17 protein-coding genes are annotated in these 16,812 nt (G+C 68.7%); 11 read left to right on the top strand and 6 right to left on the bottom strand.

Annotation, left to right across the window (positions count from 1 at the left end):
• Positions 1-73: 73 nt before the first annotated feature.
• The gene (locus ACK4SC_RS01950; protein ID WP_409614301.1) at positions 74-583 is read right to left on the bottom strand and encodes a flavin reductase family protein; all 510 of its coding nucleotides are present in this window, start codon (positions 581-583) and stop codon (positions 74-76) included.
• Between the two features lie 66 nt (positions 584-649).
• Between ACK4SC_RS01950 and hisD the strand changes: the two genes are divergently transcribed.
• From hisD to ACK4SC_RS01935, 3 genes are read left to right on the top strand one after another with little or no spacing between them, the layout of a single operon-like run.
• The gene (hisD, locus tag ACK4SC_RS01945; protein WP_409614299.1) at positions 650-1,975 is read left to right on the top strand and encodes a histidinol dehydrogenase; all 1,326 of its coding nucleotides are present in this window, start codon (positions 650-652) and stop codon (positions 1,973-1,975) included.
• 11 nt (positions 1,976-1,986) lie between these two features.
• A complete protein-coding gene (gene nrdR, locus ACK4SC_RS01940; protein ID WP_409614297.1) occupies positions 1,987-2,457 on the top strand; it encodes a transcriptional regulator NrdR in 471 nt (156 codons plus the stop codon).
• Positions 2,457-3,503 carry a quinone-dependent dihydroorotate dehydrogenase gene (locus ACK4SC_RS01935; protein ID WP_409614295.1) on the top strand — a complete coding sequence of 349 codons (1,047 nt, stop codon included), beginning with the start codon at positions 2,457-2,459 and terminating at the stop codon, positions 3,501-3,503. Before nrdR ends, ACK4SC_RS01935 begins: the two co-directional genes overlap by 1 nt.
• Here ACK4SC_RS01935 and ACK4SC_RS01930 read toward each other — a convergent pair.
• A complete protein-coding gene (locus tag ACK4SC_RS01930; RefSeq protein ID WP_409614293.1) occupies positions 3,500-4,105 on the bottom strand; it encodes a DUF3043 domain-containing protein in 606 nt (201 codons plus the stop codon). The two genes, ACK4SC_RS01935 and ACK4SC_RS01930, sit on opposite strands and share 4 nt — an antisense overlap.
• A 45-nt stretch (positions 4,106-4,150) precedes the next feature.
• Between ACK4SC_RS01930 and ACK4SC_RS01925 the strand changes: the two genes are divergently transcribed.
• From ACK4SC_RS01925 to ACK4SC_RS01895, 7 genes are all read left to right on the top strand, one after another.
• Positions 4,151-5,578 carry a dipeptidase gene (locus ACK4SC_RS01925; RefSeq protein ID WP_409614292.1) on the top strand — a complete coding sequence of 476 codons (1,428 nt, stop codon included), beginning with the start codon at positions 4,151-4,153 and terminating at the stop codon, positions 5,576-5,578.
• 31 nt (positions 5,579-5,609) lie between these two features.
• Positions 5,610-5,963 carry a HesB/IscA family protein gene (locus ACK4SC_RS01920; RefSeq protein ID WP_409614290.1) on the top strand — a complete coding sequence of 118 codons (354 nt, stop codon included), beginning with the start codon at positions 5,610-5,612 and terminating at the stop codon, positions 5,961-5,963.
• A gap of 162 nt (positions 5,964-6,125) precedes the next feature.
• Positions 6,126-6,995 carry a cytochrome c oxidase subunit II gene (gene coxB / locus ACK4SC_RS01915; protein WP_409614288.1) on the top strand — a complete coding sequence of 290 codons (870 nt, stop codon included), beginning with the start codon at positions 6,126-6,128 and terminating at the stop codon, positions 6,993-6,995.
• 8 nt (positions 6,996-7,003) lie between these two features.
• The gene (gene ctaD / locus ACK4SC_RS01910) at positions 7,004-8,740 is read left to right on the top strand and encodes a cytochrome c oxidase subunit I (protein WP_409614286.1); all 1,737 of its coding nucleotides are present in this window, start codon (positions 7,004-7,006) and stop codon (positions 8,738-8,740) included.
• 4 nt (positions 8,741-8,744) lie between these two features.
• Positions 8,745-9,161, top strand: coding sequence for a cytochrome c oxidase subunit 4 (locus tag ACK4SC_RS01905; protein ID WP_409614284.1), 417 nt, complete (start codon positions 8,745-8,747; stop codon positions 9,159-9,161).
• 10 nt (positions 9,162-9,171) lie between these two features.
• Positions 9,172-9,603, top strand: a complete 432-nt coding sequence (locus tag ACK4SC_RS01900) for a GNAT family N-acetyltransferase (RefSeq protein WP_409614282.1) — start codon at positions 9,172-9,174, stop codon at positions 9,601-9,603.
• Positions 9,604-9,612: 9 nt separating this feature from the next.
• Complete coding sequence (locus ACK4SC_RS01895) at positions 9,613-10,170, top strand: GNAT family N-acetyltransferase (RefSeq protein WP_409614280.1); 558 nt, start codon at positions 9,613-9,615, stop codon at positions 10,168-10,170.
• Here the strand turns inward: ACK4SC_RS01895 and ACK4SC_RS01890 are convergent.
• On the bottom strand, positions 10,167-10,883 hold the full coding sequence (locus ACK4SC_RS01890; protein WP_409614278.1) for a DUF4191 domain-containing protein: 717 nt from the start codon (positions 10,881-10,883) through the stop codon (positions 10,167-10,169). The two genes, ACK4SC_RS01895 and ACK4SC_RS01890, sit on opposite strands and share 4 nt — an antisense overlap.
• 117 nt (positions 10,884-11,000) lie before the next feature.
• Here ACK4SC_RS01890 and ACK4SC_RS01885 point away from each other — a divergent pair, with 117 nt between their 5' ends.
• Complete coding sequence (locus ACK4SC_RS01885) at positions 11,001-12,353, top strand: hypothetical protein (protein ID WP_409614277.1); 1,353 nt, start codon at positions 11,001-11,003, stop codon at positions 12,351-12,353.
• A 20-nt stretch (positions 12,354-12,373) separates the two neighbouring features.
• Here ACK4SC_RS01885 and sucB read toward each other — a convergent pair whose 3' ends face one another.
• The 3 genes from sucB to ACK4SC_RS01870 all read right to left on the bottom strand — a co-directional run bounded on the left by sucB (position 12,374) and on the right by ACK4SC_RS01870 (position 16,793).
• Positions 12,374-13,762 carry a 2-oxoglutarate dehydrogenase, E2 component, dihydrolipoamide succinyltransferase gene (gene sucB / locus ACK4SC_RS01880; RefSeq protein ID WP_409614275.1) on the bottom strand — a complete coding sequence of 463 codons (1,389 nt, stop codon included), beginning with the start codon at positions 13,760-13,762 and terminating at the stop codon, positions 12,374-12,376.
• Between the two features lie 55 nt (positions 13,763-13,817).
• A complete protein-coding gene (lpdA, locus tag ACK4SC_RS01875; protein ID WP_409614273.1) occupies positions 13,818-15,191 on the bottom strand; it encodes a dihydrolipoyl dehydrogenase in 1,374 nt (457 codons plus the stop codon).
• Between the two features lie 105 nt (positions 15,192-15,296).
• Positions 15,297-16,793, bottom strand: coding sequence for a leucyl aminopeptidase (locus ACK4SC_RS01870; RefSeq protein ID WP_409614271.1), 1,497 nt, complete (start codon positions 16,791-16,793; stop codon positions 15,297-15,299).
• Between the last annotated feature and the right edge of the window lie 19 nt (positions 16,794-16,812).

Below are 16,812 nucleotides of genomic sequence, written 5' to 3'. Positions count from 1 at the left end.
GCTCGAGCACACACCGCTTGCGGAGGCCTGCCACCGATCAGCCGAGTGACACCAACGTCATGACCGGGTACACCTAGCGCAGGGGAGCGCCGAGGGCCCGGTAGGCGCGCTCGTGATAGGTCAGCGGCTCGTCCGGGGCGCCGAGCGCTCCCTCCGTGATCTGCACGGCGATCATGGCGTTGCCGGCCACCGGGGTGCGGGCGACGATGCGCCCGACCATCCACGCCGGCACGTCGCGGATGATCGGGAGGCCGTGCGGTCCGGGCTCCCAGTGATCGCCGTCGAACCGCTTCGCGTTATCGCCGGCGAGAATCTGCGCGACGCCGAATTGGCGTTCGCCGAGGATGTGGATCGCGACGTGGTCCGTGTGCTCGATGGCCGGCCAGCTGCTCGCCGTCCTGGCCATATTGAACGTGGCCAGCGGCGGCTCCGCAGCGAGCGATGCCAGTGACGTGGCGGTGAATCCGACGGGACGGCCATCGGGTGTCAGCGCCGTAATGATCGCCACCCCGGCCGCGTGGCGACGAAACGCCTGCGCGAACGCGTCGAAGCCGGATGCGTCGGGAGCTTGGGGAGTGGTCACGTGGGGAGTCAACCGTATTGGCGCCCGGGTATTCCCGAGGCAAGCCGTCAGTAGCATGGGGGGGCCATGATTCAGACCATCGACCTGCGCGGTCGCCGTCTCAGCGACGCCGAGCTGCTCACCCTCGTTCCCCGCTCGGCGTCCAGCGTCCGTTCTGCCGCAGACGCGGTCGAGGCGATCATCGCGGACGTGCGCGAGCGCGGGGCGAACGCGCTGCTTGAGCAGGCAGAGCGCTTTGACGGCGTGCGTCCCGCGACCATCCGCGTGTCGTCCGACGAGATTGCCCGCGCCGAGACCGAGCTCGACCCCGCAGTGCGGGCGGCGTTGACCACCGCCATCGACCGGGTTCGTCGGGGTACGGCGGCGCAGGTTCCGCCCGAGGTGCGCACCGAGATCGCCCCCGGGGCGACGATCGTTCAGCGCTGGCGTCCCGTTGACCGCGTCGGCCTCTACGTTCCGGGCGGCAAGGCGGTGTACCCCTCCAGCGTCGTCATGAACGTGCTGGCCGCACAGGGAGCCGGGGTCTCGTCGATCGCTCTCGCCTCGCCGCCTCAGGCCGCTTACGGCGGCTCGGTGCACCCGACGATCCTCGCCGCAGCGTCGCTGCTCGGTATCGACGAGGTCTACGCCATGGGCGGTGCCGGAGCGATCGGCGCATTGGCCTACGGCGTTCCCGGCATCGGTCTCGAGCCGGTGCAGGTCATCACCGGCCCGGGCAATCTCTTTGTCGCCACCGCGAAGCGCGCGGTCACCGGCGTCGTGGGCATCGACTCCGAGGCCGGGCCGACCGAGATTCTGGTCATCGCCGACGAGACCGCACGGGTCGACCTCGTGGTCGCCGACCTCGTGAGCCAGGCCGAACACGACGAGCTGGCGAGCGCCGTGCTCGTCACCACGAGCGAGGCGGTGGCCGAGCGGGTGGCGGCCGCACTGCCGGGCGTTGCCCAGCGGACGCCCCACGCCGCCCGCGTCCAGGCGGCGCTGAGCGGCGAACAGTCGGCGATCGTGATCGTCGATGACCTCGAGGTCGCGTGCCGCTTCTCCGACGCATACGCACCCGAGCACCTCGAACTGCAGGTCGCCGACCCGCACGCGCTTCTTCCGCAGCTCAGTCACGCCGGCGCCATCTTCGTGGGCGACCACACCCCGGTCAGCCTCGGCGACTACGCGGCGGGCTCCAACCACGTGCTGCCCACCGGGGGCCAGGCACGGTTCTCCTCCGGTCTCGGTGCCTACACCTTCCTGCGCGCTCAGCAGATCGTCGAGTACGACCGCTCGGCTCTGCGCGCCATCGCCGACGACGTCGTTGCTCTCGCGACGGCCGAAGACCTCCCGGCGCACGGTTCGGCGATCACCGCGCGCTTTTCCGAGCCCGCTGCGGGCCTCGACTAGGCTCACACTCCATGCATTGCCCCTTCTGCCGGTATCCCGACAGCCGCGTCGTCGACTCCCGCACGAGCGACGATGGCCTCGCGATTCGCCGTCGCCGGCAGTGTCCCGAGTGCGGGCGCCGCTTCTCGACCACCGAGACCGCCTCGCTGTCCGTGGTGAAGCGATCCGGAGTCGCCGAGCCCTTCTCGCGCGACAAGATCGTCGCGGGCGTGCGTAAGGCGTGCCAGGGCCGTCCCGTGACCGACGGTGATCTTGCGCAACTCGCCCAGCGCGTCGAAGAAAACCTGCGGGCCACCGGGGCGTCGCAGCTCGACGCCAACGACATCGGGCTCGCCATCCTTCCCGAATTGCGACAGCTCGACGAGGTGGCCTACCTCCGTTTCGCGAGCGTCTACCAGGCCTTCGACAACCTCGACGACTTCGAGGCGGCCATTGCTCAGCTGCGATCCGAAGACGCGGCGCGAGCCGCCAGCGCCGACTGATGGCCGCATATGACGTGCTGTTCCGGGTCGTGCTCAGCCGCCTGGATCCCGAGCGGGCGCACCACCTCGCGGCCAGCGTCATCCGCGCGATCCCGAGGCTCGGGCTGACCCGCGCCGTTCGCGCGCTGACGCGCCCGGCCGACTCCCTCGCCGTCGATGCGCTCGGTCTGCACTTCGAGTCGCCGTGGGGGATGGCGGCGGGCTTCGACAAAGACGCCGAGCTGATCCGCGGCCTCTGGGCCCTCGGGTTCGGTCACGTCGAGGTCGGCACGGTCACGGCCATCCCTCAGGACGGAAACCCCCGGCCGAGGCTGTTTCGCCTCGTCGCCGACCGCGCGGTGATCAATCGCATGGGCTTCAATAACCGCGGGGCGGCCGCCGCAGCGCAGCGGGTTGCCCGCGAGCGCCGTCGGGCACACCGCCCCGTCATCGGCGCGAACATCGGCAAGTCACGCGTCGTCGACGTCGCCGAGGCGATCGACGATTACCGCGCGAGCGCCCGGCTGATGGCGCCGGTCGCCGACTACCTTGCGGTCAACGTGTCATCGCCCAACACGCCGGGGTTGCGCGGCCTGCAAGACGACCAGTTGCTGGGCCCGCTCCTGGATGCTGTGCTCCAGGAGGCCGGCGACACCCCGGTTCTCGTGAAGATCGCCCCCGATCTCGACGACGAGGCCGTCGAGGGAATCGCCCGGTTGGCCGTCGCCAAGGGGCTCGCCGGCATCATCGCGACCAACACGACCATCCGGCGTGACGGTCTCACGAGCGACCCACGTCTCGTCGAAGCGGCGGGAGCCGGGGGCCTCAGCGGTGCCCCGGTCCGGTCCCGATCGCTCGAGGTGCTGCGCATCATCCGCGCCGCCGTGCCGTCGGACTACTGCGTCGTGTCCGTCGGCGGCATCGAAACGGCTGACGACGCTCGTGAGCGACTGGCGGCGGGCGCCACCCTGATTCAGGGTTACACCGGCTTCTTGTACCGGGGCCCCGGCTGGGCGCGGCAGATCCTGCGGGGCTTGGCCCGCGCATCCGCGCCCGAAACCGCCTAGACCGGGTACTCGCCGCGCTTGACCTGCGGCTTGGGCAGACGCAGCACGCGCAGCTGCAGCGCGCGCATGCCCGCGTACCAGCCGACGCCCTTTTCGACCTTGTCGTCGCCGAACTTCTTGCGTAGGCGGCGCTTCACGAGGTACCCGAGCAGGATGCTGTCGGCGATGGCGATGAGGAAAAAGCCCCACAGCGAGATGATCGCGATGAACTGCGCGTCAACGCTGGGCAGGAAGGTGGCGATGATCACGAGGAACATCACGGGGATCATGAACTCGCCAAAGCTTGTCCGCGCGTCGACGTAGTCGCGCACGTAGCGACGCTGGGGTCCGCGATCGCGCTGCGGGAGGTAGCGCTCTTCACCGCGGGCGAGGCCCTCGCGGGCACGCTCGCGCGCTTCGGCCATGCGCTGCCGGTTCTCGGCCCGAGCACGCTTGCGGTCGTCGGGAACGAGCGGGCGCTTGCGCGCCGCCTCGCGCTCCTTGCGCGTCGGCGTCGGGCGCCCCTTCTTGCCGGTCGAGGTCGCCTCGGCCTCCGTGACGGCGTCGGCAGCCGCGTCCTCGGCGGCGCTCGGGGTGGTGCTGGCGTCGTTCCTGCGGGCCACGGCGGCTCGTCCTTCCGTTGAATCCAAGACCACTAGGGTACCGGCATGACCCGTGACGACCGGCCCGCCCCGACCGCCCCTACGACCCTCGCCGCGCTCTCCGACGCCGTGCGCGACCGTATGCCGCAGACGATCGCCGAGTTGTCCGAGCTGGTGCGCATCCCGTCGGTGTCGTGGGACGGCTTCGATCCGGCCCACGTGGCGGCGTCCGCCGACGCCGTTGCCGGGCTGCTCCGCGGGCTCGACGTGTTCGACCGCGTCGACATCGTCAGCGCCCCCATTCCCGGCACCGAGCAGACGGGACAGCCCGCGGTTCTGGCGAGGCGCGAGCCGCGCAATGGGCGCCCGACCGTGCTCCTGTACGCGCACCACGACGTCCAGCCTCCGGGCGATGACTCCCTCTGGCAGTCGCCCCCGTTCGAGCCGACCGTGCGCGGCGACCGGCTGTACGGGCGGGGCGCCGCAGACGACAAGGCGGGTGTCATCGCGCACGTTGCCGCCATTCGCGCCCTCGTCGACACCGTGGGCGACCCCGACGTGGGCATCGTCATGTTTATCGAGGGGGAGGAGGAGTTCGGTTCTCGCTCCTTCCGGGCGCTGCTCGACGCTCATCGCGACACCCTCGCCGCCGACGTGATCATCGTCGCCGACAGTGACAACTGGACCACCGAGATCCCGTCGCTCACGATCGGGCTGCGCGGTAACGCCGCTTTCACGCTCACCATCTCGACGCTCGCTCACGCGTCGCATTCCGGGATGCTCGGGGGAGCGGCACCGGACGCCATGCTCGCCGCTGTGCGCCTGCTGGCCACCCTGCACGACGACGACGGTGCCGTTGCCGTGGCGGGGCTCACGAGCCACGACCAAGAGGTGCCGGCCGACGACCTGGAGCGCTTCCGGCACGAGGCGGGCCTGCTCGAGGGGGTGTCGCCGATCGGGCGCGGGGCGCTGCTGCACCGCGTCTGGGCGCAGCCGGCCATCACCGTGACGGGGATCGATGCGCCGAGCGTGCAGAACGCATCGAACACCCTGCAGCCGAGCGTCTCGGTGAAGATCAGCGCCCGCGTGGCGCCCGGCCAGAGCGCCGCCGACGCGTTTGAGGCGATTCGCGATCACCTCGTGGCGCACGCGCCCTTCGGCGCACACCTCGAATTCGGCCAGGTCGACCTCGGCAACCCGTTCCTCGTCGACACGAGCGGATGGGGTGCCGACGAAGCGCTGCAGTCGATGCGCGAGGCGTGGGGGGCAGAACCGCAGCTGACCGGCGTCGGAGGGTCGATTCCGTTCATCGCCGACCTTGCCGAGGTATTCCCCGACGCGCACGTGCTCGTGACCGGCGTCGAAGACCCGGAGTCGCGTGCCCACAGCCCCAATGAGTCGCTGCACCTCGGCGTGCTGCGCCGCGCGATCCTCACCGAAGCCGTGCTGCTCGCGCGGCTGACCGAGCGCGCCCAGGCGACCGACGTACACTGAGTGCGCAGTCCCCACAGCTTCGGAGGAACACATGACCGACACCGCGACCACGGCTCCCGCCCACGGCGTGACGCTCACCGACGCGGCCGCCGCCAAAGTGGCGTCGCTGCTGTCCCAGGAGGGCCGCGACGACCTGCGGCTGCGACTGGCCGTTCAGCCCGGGGGATGCTCGGGGCTCATTTACCAGCTCTACTTCGACGAGCGACTGCTCGATGGTGACGCGACCCGCGAATTCGGCGGCGTCGAGGTCGTGGTCGACAAGATGAGCGTGCCCTACCTCGAGGGTGCGTCGATCGACTTCGAAGACACGATTCAGAAGCAGGGCTTCACGATCGACAACCCCAACGCGCAGGGCTCCTGCGCGTGCGGCGACAGCTTCCACTGACGCCACCGCGGCCCACGCCCGAGCGCTCTCGATATCACATCGTTAGGGTCCCTGAATCCGCGGATTGGCAGGGATCTCGGAGCGTCGTGCGCCCGGAGCGACTCGCCGCGTAACGTAGACTGAACAGCGATTCACAACCCCCGTCTCGACGAGAGGTCACCGGTGCGTTCCAACCGACGTCTTCGATGGACGGCGATTCCCCTCGCCGTCATCACCACGATCGCCCTAGCCGGGTGCACGACCCAGATGCAACTGGGTTGGCTCCCGACCGAACCCGGAACGACCAACCAGGTCGACCGCGTGATCGGTCTGTGGGTGACCTCCTGGATCGTGCTCCTCGTGGTCGGTGTGATCACCTGGGGCCTCATCATCTGGGCGGCCGTTGTCTACCGGCGTCGCCGCGGGCAGACCGGGCTTCCGGTTCAGCTGCGGTACAACATGCCGATCGAGGTGTTCTACACCGTCGTTCCGCTGATCCTCGTCCTCGGCTTCTTCGCCTTCACCGCCCGCGACCAGGCGGCGATCGAGGCTCCGCTGGAAGACCCCGACGTGCAGATCGAGGTCTACGGCAAGCGCTGGGCGTGGGACTTCAACTACCTGACCGACAACGTCTACTACTCGGGCATCCAGGCCCAGGAGACGGGCCCCAACAACACCATCGACGTCGAGTCGCTGCCGACCCTGTACCTCCCCGTGGGGCAGAAGGTCGAAATCATCATCGAGTCGCGCGACGTCATCCACTCGTTCTGGATCATCGACTTCCTCTACAAGAAAGACATGATCCCCGGTCGCACCAACCACTGGTTCTTCATCCCCGAACGCGAGGGCAGCTTCGTCGGCAAGTGCGCCGAGCTCTGTGGCGAGTTCCACTCGCTCATGCTGTTCAACGTCGAGGTCGTGTCGGTGGAAGAGTACGAGGCGCAGATGCAGGCCCTGCGTGACCGCGGCTTCGAGGGCCGCCTCGGACCGGAGTTCAACACCGCCCCGAACCCGCCGGTCATTGCACCCGCCGGCACGAGCGAAGAGGAGTAAGCGGCCACATGACTACGACCGCACCTCGCCCCAACGTTTCCGGCAGCGCTCCGGAGGCCATTTCGCCCACCGTTCGTCGCAAGGGGAACGTGTTCGTCGGCTGGATCACCTCCACCGACCACAAGACGATCGGGTACATGTACCTGATCACGTCGTTTATCTACTTCCTGCTCGGCGGCGTGATGGCCCTCGTCATCCGTGCGCAGCTGTTCGCTCCCGGCCTCGAAATCGTGGCCACGAAAGAGCAGTACAACCAGCTGTTCACGATGCACGGCACGATCATGCTGCTCATGTTTGCGACGCCGCTCTTCGCCGGCTTTGCCAACGTGCTGATGCCGCTGCAGATTGGCGCGCCTGACGTCGCGTTCCCGCGTCTGAACGCCTTCGCCTACTGGCTGTACTCGTTCGGTTCGCTGATCGCGGTCGCCGGCTTCCTCACCCCGCAGGGAGCGGCGTCCTTCGGCTGGTTCGCGTATGCGCCACTGTCGAGTCAAACCTTCTCGCCAGGGCTCGGAGGAAACCTCTGGGTGTTCGGCCTCGCGATATCCGGCTTCGGAACAATTCTCGGCGCGGTGAACTTCATCACGACGATCATCACGATGCGTGCCCCCGGTATGACCATGTGGCGCATGCCGATCTTCACCTGGAACACCCTCGTCACGTCGCTGCTCGTGCTGATGGCCTTCCCGGTTCTGGCCGCCGCCCTGTTCGCCCTCGGCTCCGACCGGATGTTCGGATCGCACGTCTTCGATGCGGCCAACGGTGGCGCCATCCTCTGGCAGCACCTGTTCTGGTTCTTCGGGCACCCCGAGGTGTACATCATCGCGCTGCCGTTCTTCGGCATCGTCTCCGAGATCTTCCCCGTGTTCAGCCGCAAGCCGATCTTCGGCTACAAGACGCTCGTGTACGCGACGATCGCCATCGCGGCCCTGTCGATCACCGTGTGGGCCCACCACATGTACGTGACCGGCTCGGTGCTGCTGCCGTTCTTCGCGCTCATGACGATGCTCATCGCCGTTCCGACCGGCGTGAAGATCTTCAACTGGATCGGAACAATGTGGCGCGGCTCGGTGACGTTCGAGACGCCGCTGGTGTGGTCGCTCGGCTTCCTGATCACCTTCGTGTTCGGTGGTCTCACCGGTGTGATCCTCGCTTCGCCGCCGCTCGACTTCGCGGTCTCCGACTCCTACTTCGTCGTGGCGCACTTCCACTACGTGGTCTTCGGAACCGTCGTGTTCGCGATGTTCGCAGGCTTCTACTTCTGGTGGCCGAAGTGGACGGGCAAGATGCTCAACGAGCGTCTGGGCCACATCCACTTCTGGGTGCTGTTCGTCGGCTTCCACGCGACGTTCCTCGTGCAGCACTGGCTCGGTGTCGTGGGTATGCCCCGTCGCTACGCGACCTACCTCGTGGAAGACGGCTTCACCTGGATGAACCAGCTCTCGACGGTCGGTTCGTTCCTGCTCGCAGCGTCGATGATCCCGTTCCTCTTGAACGTCTACATCACCGCCCGTCGGGCTCCGAAGGTCACGGTCAACGACCCGTGGGGCTACGGCCGCTCGCTCGAGTGGGCCACCTCGTGCCCCCCGCCGCGCCACAACTTCACGTCGATCCCGCGTATCCGTTCGGAGTCGCCGGCCTTCGACCTGAACCACCCCGAGGCCGGCATCCCGATCGGCATCGGGCCGGGTAAGGATGCTCCCGACGCTCCGACGCTCGACATCGACGACAACAAGGTGAAGTGATCCCGTGAAGACCAACATCAACCTCTTCTGGGTCCTGCTTGTCTTCTTCGTCGTCCTCGACGTCATCTACATCTCGTGGGCCATCATCGACACGGGTCAGGTGGAGTGGGTCGGCGCGGTCGCGATCGGCCTCTGCGGAATCCTGTCGGCGTTCATCGCCTTCTACCTGCGCCTCGTCTACCGCAACCAGGGTGGTGAGCTGCCGGAGGACCGCCTCGATGCCGACATCGACGACGGTGACGCCGAGCAGGGCTTCTTCCCGCCGTGGAGCTGGTGGCCGATCATCCTCGCCGGTGGCGCGTCACTCGTGTTCCTCGGCCTCGCCATCGACTTCTGGATCGTCGGCTACGCAGCCGTGATCGCGTTGATCGGTCTCGTGGGCTGGGTGTACGAGTACTACCGCGGCAACTTCGGGCGCTGAGTTACCACCGATGAGCCTCGTACGGCGCGCCCGTCCCGACGACGCTGACGCGGTCTTCGCGTTGGTCCAGCAGCTCGGCGCAGCGTTTGTTCCCGTCCGTAGCGCGTTCGACGAGTCCTACCGCGATGTCGTCGCCGCGGGCGAAGACGACGCGATCTTCCTGCTCGTAGCGGAGACGAGCGAGGGCACAGTCGCCGGCTACGCGCTCACCACGGTCGCGCGCCTGCTGTCGACAAACGGTCCGTCTGCTCAGCTACAGGAAATCGTCGTCGACGCGGATGCGCGCGGTCACGATCTTGGCACCGCTCTCGTCCACGCGGTCGAGGCAGAGTGCATCCGCCGCGGGGTGCGCCAGATCACCGTTGCCTCGCGTCGGGCGGGTGGTTTCTACGACCGCCTCGGCTACTCGCAGAACGCGGAGTACATGCGCCGCGTGTTCTAGCCTGAGGGCATGAACGTCGAGACGCCCCGCCTGCGGCTCGCGCCCCTCGCTGCCGGTGACATCGACGCATTCGTTGCCTACCGCCAGCACGGCGATGTCGCGCGCTACCAGTCCTGGTCGGTGGACTACTCCCGTGCCGACGCCGAGGCACTTGTGGCGGATCAACCCCGCGGCGGCCGCCTTGCCCCGGGCGAGTGGCTGCAGCTGGCGATTCACCCGCGAGTCAGCTCGCCGGGTGTCGGCGAGCTGTGGGGCGATGTCGCAGTGGGCTGTGACCCAGTGCAACCCGACACGTATGAACTCGGCGTGACGCTCGCGCCCTCGGCCCAGGGGCGCGGCTATGCCGTAGAGGCGGTCGCGGCCGTTCGCGACGCTCTGTTCGAGGCCGGGGCGCACCGCGTCGTCATGCAGGCAGACGCGCGCAACGCATCGGTGATTCGGCTGATGCAGCGGCTGGGCCTGCGCCACGAGGGCACCCTGCTCGATGCTGACTGGTTCAAGGGGGAGTGGACGACCCTCGAGCGGTATGCGCAGTTGCGCCGAGAGTGGGCCGCGGCGACCGCCTAGCGCGGCTTGGGGGCGCGAACCTTCATCGGGTCAATGCCCTTCGGAATGGGCAGCGTGCTTGAGCGGCTGAGCGACGTCAGACGGTTGTTGACGGCCAGCACCTCGGCCTTCGTCAAGACCTTCTTGTTCTTGTTCAGGGTCTTGGCAAGGTTCTCGAGCTTCGTCGAGTCCTCGTCCGGCCCGACATACACGAAGTGGACGGGAACATTCGGCACGATGCGGTTCACGTTGCGTCGCTCGTCCTCGAGCATGCGCTTGGTCCGCGACTTCGGACCCTCGCCGATCAAGATGACGCCGGGCTTGCCGACAGCGCGATACACCGCATCCTGGTTTTTCGGACTCACAGCGACCGGCATCTCGCTCGACTGCCACGCGCGGCGCAAAGCGCTGCGCAGGACAGCGCCGACGGCGCCGGGTTGACCGGAGATCTGACGGTAGGCGACGCGCTCCGCCCGGCGACCCAGTACGACCAACGGGCCGAGGATGCCTCCCATGACGCCGGCGATGATGTACAGCACCATGCCGAGGATGCTTCCGCCCGCGATCACGATGGCGAGCACGATTCCCGCCGTCAGCGGCAGGATGAACCACAGCAGCATCCACCAGGGCGCGGCCTTGTCCATGCGGCGCGTCATCTGGAAGACCTGCCACATCTGCTTGATGCGGCCGGGTTCCTTGGGTGTCTTCGGGCTGCTGGAGTCGCGACGTGCCATACGTCAAGGATACGGGGTTCGCGCGTTGCTCCTCCCCGTCCGCCCGCGCGCAGGAGCCCGCTCACAGGGCCCGTCACATCGCGCCCGGGCGACCGTCATGGCTGGCACTCTCCCGCCATGCACGACAGCGATGGCGAGGCGTATCGGGTCGTTCGACATCGTGCGGCCGCCGGCGATGTCGAGCGCGCCGTCGTCGACGACGGAACGGGCGCGGCAGAACTCCTGATCGTCCCGGCGGCGGCCCGCGCCGCGTGGGAACATCAGGTTCGTGTCATGGCCGAGTGCGGGTCTCGACACCTGCCGGCCTTGCGCGATCTCGCGCTCGATGCCGACGGCTCCCTGCGCGTCGTTCGCTCGATTGTCTCCGGAGAGCGTCTCGACGGGCTGCTCGCTACACCGGGTTGGTGTACGCCGGGCCGTGCGGTCACCGTGCTCCACCCCGTGATCTCGACGGTTCGCGCTGCCCACGATCAGGGGGCCGTTCTCGGCGGACCGGAGGCTCACCGCATTCGGGTGAGCGCTGAGGGCTGCCCGGTGATCGCTGACCTGACGGGGGCGCACTGGGCGGCTGCGCTGCCCGCCGCCCTGCGAGCGCGCGACCCGGCGCATCTCATCGACCTCGAGGCTCTGGCGCGGTTGCGCGACGCCGTCATCCACGCACTCGACGCCTCCGGCTATGCCGACACCGCCGCCTCGTTGCCCCCCGTAACCGACGCGCTGGCCGATCCCGACGTGCTGTTGCGCTGGAGTGCGGCAGAACCGCTGGTCGGCGATGCCCGCCCCACCGCGACGCCGCGCGATGACATGCCGCGCCCTGCCGACGCCGAGCGGGTCGATGCGCCACAGGGCGACGCGGCGACGATCAGTCGGCTCCTGCGGCAGGTGGGCCTCCCCAGCGCGCTGACGGCGCGCGTTGACGACGCTGTCTCGGAGGTCACCACGCGCGCCCGCCGTGCCCGCGCCAGGGCGTCGGGGGTGTCCCGCCGAACGCTGATCATGGCGGCCGCGGGAGCGGCCGTTCTCGCCGCCGTTCTCATCACCGCGGCGGTGCCGTCGGTCTCGGGAGACCGGGCGTCCGATACCGCCGACCTCACGGGTGCGAACACCGAGGTTCGTGACGCTCCGGCCGAGGGGACGCCCGGTGGCGACGGTGACGCACCGGCCGACCCGACGCTCGCGGCCGAGCCTGACGACTGGTCGGCCGTCGTGGGCGAGCTCGTCGCTCGCTGGCGCTCGTGCGTTCGCGACCAGCGACGGCTGTGCGACGGCGCTTTGCACGGCGCATCGCGCGCTGCGGAGGCGCGCGCGATGGAGCAGGACGACGCGCTCGAGCCTCTTGCGGCACTGTTCGCGTCGAAAACCGTCGATGCCGCGGTCGTGGAACGCTCCGGCGACGCGGTCGTCGTGACGGTGGACGCGCCGGAAACGACTCCGGCCTCGCTTCTGCTGATCAGAAGCGAGGCCGGATAGCGTATTCGGGATGCCTGGACTTAGATGCCCAGGTCGGCGTCGAAGTCGGCCTCCTCCAGGCGCGCCTTCACGGCGGTCAGGAAGCGGGCAGCGTCAGCGCCGTCGACGATGCGGTGGTCGTACGACAGAGCCAGGTACACCATCGATCGAATCGCAATGACATCTTCGCCGTCGACCGTCACCACGGTCGGCTTCTTCGTCACCACGCCGGTACCGAGGATGGCGACCTGCGGCAGAAACACCACCGGCGTGTCGAACAGCGCGCCGCGCGACCCCGTGTTGGTGAGGGTGAACGTGCCGCCGGCCAGCTCGTCGGGCTTCAGCTGGTTGTCGCGCGTGCGCGCGGCGAGGTCGGCGATGTCGGTGGCGAGCTCGGCAATCGACTTGTCACCGGCGCCGCGCACGACGGGCGTGAGCAGGCCCCGCTCGGTGTCGACGGCGATCGACAGGTTCTCCGTGTCCGGGTAGACGATCGAGTCGCCGTCGACGGTCGCGTTGATGATCGGGAAGGCGCGCAGCGCCTCGGTGGCCGCCTTGGCGAAGAACGGCAGGAACGAGAGCTTCGTTCCCGTCGCCTTCTGGAAGGCATCCTTCACCGACGAGCGCAGGGCCGCCACCTTCGTCACATCGACCTCGACGACCGACGTCAGCTGGGCCGTCGACTGCATCGACACCACGGCGCGCTCGGCAATGACCTTGCGCAGTCGCGACATCGACACGGTGGTGCCGCGCAGCGGCGAGTCCTCAAGCGGCTCGCGCGTGGGCGCCGCGGGTGCGGAGGCCGATGAACCGGACGACTCGGCAGCGGCCAGCACGTCCTGCTTGCGGATCCGGCCACCGACACCCGTACCGGTGATCGACGCGAGGTCGACACCGTGCTCGGCAGCCAGCTTGCGCACGATCGGCGTGATGTAGCCGGCGTTGCTTCCGGCCTGCGCGGGAGCGTCGTGCGACCCTGCCGGAACGGCGCTCGGGGCGGGCGCTGCGCTGGGAGCGGGAGCTGCGCTGGGTGCGGGAGCCGCACTGGGAGCCGGCTCCGCCGGCGCGCTCGGTGCAGCCGCACTGGGGGCGGGCGCACTGGGGGCGGGCGCGCTCGGCTCTGCCGCAGCACTCGGCGCAGCCTCGACCTCGGCGTCCGCGCCGGGCACGTCCGTCGAGCCACCGCCTCCCGACCCGTCGCCGATGCGCACGAGCGGGGCGCCGACCTCGACGGTCTCGTCTTCCGCCACGAGGATCTCTTCGATCACTCCGGCGATCGGCGAGGGGATCTCGGTGTCTACCTTGTCGGTCGAGACCTCGAGCAAGGGCTCGTCAACCTCGACACGGTCGCCGACGTTCTTCAACCAGCGGGTGACCGTGCCCTCGGTGACGCTCTCGCCGAGCGCGGGGAGGTTGACGGATTCGCTCATCAGTGATGCTCCTTTTGAACCTTGTGGGTTGTCTCAGCCTAATCCTGGCCGGGTGTCAGATCGCGTGAAGAGGCTTGCCGGCCAGCGCCATGAATGCTTCGCCAAGCGCCTCGTGCTGCGTCGGGTGCGCGTGCAGGAGCGGAGCGACGTCCTCGGGGTGCGCATCCCAATTGACGGCCAGTTGCGCTTCGCCGATCAGTTCGCCGACGCGAGCACCGATCATGTGCACGCCGACGACGGGGCCGTCGACGACGCGGATGACCTTGATCGATCCGGCGGTCTCGAGGATGTGGCTCTTGCCGTTTCCGGCGAGGTTGTAGTCGTAGGTCTGGATGGCGTCGTCGCCGTACTGCTCTTTGGCCTTCTTCTCGCTGAGGCCAACGGAGGCGACCTCGGGCTCGGAATAGGTGACCTTCGGGATGTTCGTGTCGCTGATCACGACCGGGTTCAGCCCCGCGATTTCCTCGGCCACGAAGATGCCGTGCTGGAAGCCGCGGTGTGCGAGCTGGAGACCCGGAACGATGTCACCGACCGCCCAGACGCCGGGGATGTTGGTGCGCAGGCGTTCGTCGGTGAGGACGAAACCGCGGTCCATTTCGACGCCGACCTCTTCGAACCCGAGTCCGGCGGTGGCCGGTCCGCGACCGACAGCGACGAGCAGCAGGTCGGCCTCGATCGTCTTGCCGTCCTCGAGGGTGACGACGACTCCCTGGTCGTTCTGAGTCACGCCCTGGAACTTCACGCCGAGGCTGAACTCGATGCCGCGCTTGCGGTAGGCACGCTCGAACTGCTTCGAGATCGACTCGTCCTCTGCGGGAACGAGGTGCGGAAGCGCCTCGATGATGACGACCTCGGCGCCGAACGAGCGCCAGACGCTCGCGAACTCCACACCGATGACGCCGCCGCCCAGCACCGCGACCTTCTTCGGCACGTAGTCGAGCTGCAGGGCCTGCTCGCTCGTGATCACGCGACCGCCGATGTCGAGACCGGGAAGCGTGCGCGGGTACGAGCCGGTGGCGAGAATCACGTTCTTGCCGGTGATGGTGTGCTCGCCGACCTGCACGGTGGTGGGCGACGTCAGGCGGCCCTCACCCTCGATGGTCGTGATGCCGCGGGCCTTGATGAGGCCCTGCAGACCCTTGTGCTTGCTCGAGACGACGCTCTCGCGGTACTGGATGACGGCCGGAACGTCGACGCCCTCGAGGGTCGCGCGAACACCGAACTTGTCCGAGTCGCGCGCGGCATCGGCGATCTCCGCAGCGTGCAGCAGCGCCTTGGTCGGGATGCATCCAACGTGCAAGCAGGTGCCACCGACCTTGCTCTTCTCGATCAGACCAACGGTCATCCCCAGTTGGCTGGCACGGAGCGCGGCGGCGTAGCCACCACTTCCGGCTCCGAGGATCACGAGGTCAAAGTTGTGTGCGGTCACCGGCAGTTGCTCCCTCATCGGTCTGGCAATCGAGCGGAGGCCGGCGCCAGTCTGGTTGGCCGGCCGGGGAATTCGCGCGGGTGGTCGCGCCGATCTCCCAGCCTACTACTCTGCGCCGAAGGCTTCTGCGAGTGCTATCAGCAGGCGCGTCGCCACCCCGGACGACCCCTTGGGGGTGTACCCGAAGGGTCCTCCCGAGTTGTTGGCGGGGCCCGCGATGTCGAGGTGTGCCCACGGAATGCGCGGGGCATCCGGCTCATCCGAGGTGCGGCCGACGAACTCCTGGAGGAACACTCCGGCCAGGAGCATTCCCGCGGCGGTGTTGCCGGGCTTCGCGTTGGCGATGTCCGCCACGTCGGTCGCCAGCAGCGGCCGCAGCTCGCTCGGCAGAGGCATGGGCCAGACAAGCTCTCCCGTCGCCTCCGCCGCGCGTTGCACGGCGCTGACGAGCTCAGCGTCTCCCATGAGCCCGGCGTACCGCTCACCGAGCGCGACGCGGGCTGCGCCCGTGAGCGTCGCGACGTCGACGATCGCGTCGGGCCGTTCCTCGCTGGCGGCAACGAGACCGTCGGCCATGACGAGGCGGCCCTCGGCGTCGGTGTTGAGAACCTCGACCGTGCGCCCACCCCGGATCGTCAAAACGTCGTTCGGGCGGATCGCCGTGGCGCTCGGCATGTTTTCGGCCAGGCACAGCCACGCGGTGATGCGCACGGGGAGGCCGAGCTTGGCGGCGGCGATCGTCGCGGCGAGCGTGGTCGCTGCACCGGTCATGTCGTACTTCATGCCGACCATTGAGGCGGCGGGCTTGAGCGACAGCCCGCCCGAGTCGAACGTGATGCCCTTACCCACGAGGGCCAGGTGTGGCGCCTGCGCGTGGCGGTTGTAGCGCAGCACGACGAGCCGCGGCGGACGAGACGAGCCTTGGCCGACGCCGAGAATTCCGCCGAAGCCACCCGCGGCGAGAGCCGCTTCGTCGAGCACCTCGATCTCGAGGGGAAGGTCGGCGGCCAGCTCGCCGACGCGCTGGGCGAACGTCTCGGGGTACAGCGCGTGCGGGGGAGTGGTGACGAGGTCGCGGACCGTCCACACGGCCTCCGCAGCGATCAGGGCGCGGGCGAGGTGGGCATCCGCCTCGGGCGCCGTGGAGACGACGCGGATACGTTCGGTTCGCGCTCCCTCGTCGCCTTCGCGTGCGCGCAAGCCCTCCGCGTCAAAGCGGTACGCCCCCATGACGGCACCTTCAACGGCGGCGGCCACATCGTCATCGCTCGGCGGCACCAGGGCGATCGCGGGCGCCGTCTTGAGCGCCCGCAGGGCGGCCCCGGCTGCCCGCCGAACCGATTCCGCGTCGGGGGTGTCGCTGCCCACCCCCACCGCGAGGATGCTCGTGGCGGCGATACCGTCGGGCGCCGGGAGGCGCACGGTCTCCTCGGCCGCCCCCGACGCCGCGACCGCGCCGAGCCCCGGGCTCAGAAGCTCGGAGAGGGAGGCATCGCCGAGCACGCGCGGGCCCGTCTCGGTGCGAGCGACAAAGACGACCAGTGCGTCGGCGTCAATCGTGGTGGCGGGCTCGGTCGTGCTTGTCACGTCGGGAAGAGGCATGACAGGGATCGTATCGACG

The sequence above is a fragment of the Microcella sp. genome, assembly GCF_046293215.1.
Taxonomy (GTDB): domain Bacteria; phylum Actinomycetota; class Actinomycetes; order Actinomycetales; family Microbacteriaceae; genus Microcella.
The sequence above is the reverse complement of the archived record's forward strand: the minus strand, read 5'-3'. Positions and strand labels throughout refer to the sequence as shown.

What these genes read in the sequence shown, in the direction of transcription:
- ACK4SC_RS01925 (WP_409614292.1), top strand. Translation starts at nt 4,151, where the DNA reads ATGACCCGTGACGACCGGCCCGCCCCGACCGCCCCTACGACCCTCGCC.
- ACK4SC_RS01885 (WP_409614277.1), top strand. Translation starts at nt 11,001, where the DNA reads ATGCACGACAGCGATGGCGAGGCGTATCGGGTCGTTCGACATCGTGCG.
- ACK4SC_RS01870 (WP_409614271.1), bottom strand. Translation starts at nt 16,793, where the DNA reads ATGCCTCTTCCCGACGTGACAAGCACGACCGAGCCCGCCACCACGATT.
- nrdR (WP_409614297.1), top strand. Translation starts at nt 1,987, where the DNA reads ATGCATTGCCCCTTCTGCCGGTATCCCGACAGCCGCGTCGTCGACTCC.
- ACK4SC_RS01920 (WP_409614290.1), top strand. Translation starts at nt 5,610, where the DNA reads ATGACCGACACCGCGACCACGGCTCCCGCCCACGGCGTGACGCTCACC.
- ctaD (WP_409614286.1), top strand. Translation starts at nt 7,004, where the DNA reads ATGACTACGACCGCACCTCGCCCCAACGTTTCCGGCAGCGCTCCGGAG.
- hisD (WP_409614299.1), top strand. Translation starts at nt 650, where the DNA reads ATGATTCAGACCATCGACCTGCGCGGTCGCCGTCTCAGCGACGCCGAG.
- ACK4SC_RS01900 (WP_409614282.1), top strand. Translation starts at nt 9,172, where the DNA reads ATGAGCCTCGTACGGCGCGCCCGTCCCGACGACGCTGACGCGGTCTTC.
- ACK4SC_RS01890 (WP_409614278.1), bottom strand. Translation starts at nt 10,883, where the DNA reads ATGGCACGTCGCGACTCCAGCAGCCCGAAGACACCCAAGGAACCCGGC.
- ACK4SC_RS01895 (WP_409614280.1), top strand. Translation starts at nt 9,613, where the DNA reads ATGAACGTCGAGACGCCCCGCCTGCGGCTCGCGCCCCTCGCTGCCGGT.
- sucB (WP_409614275.1), bottom strand. Translation starts at nt 13,762, where the DNA reads ATGAGCGAATCCGTCAACCTCCCCGCGCTCGGCGAGAGCGTCACCGAG.
- ACK4SC_RS01935 (WP_409614295.1), top strand. Translation starts at nt 2,457, where the DNA reads ATGGCCGCATATGACGTGCTGTTCCGGGTCGTGCTCAGCCGCCTGGAT.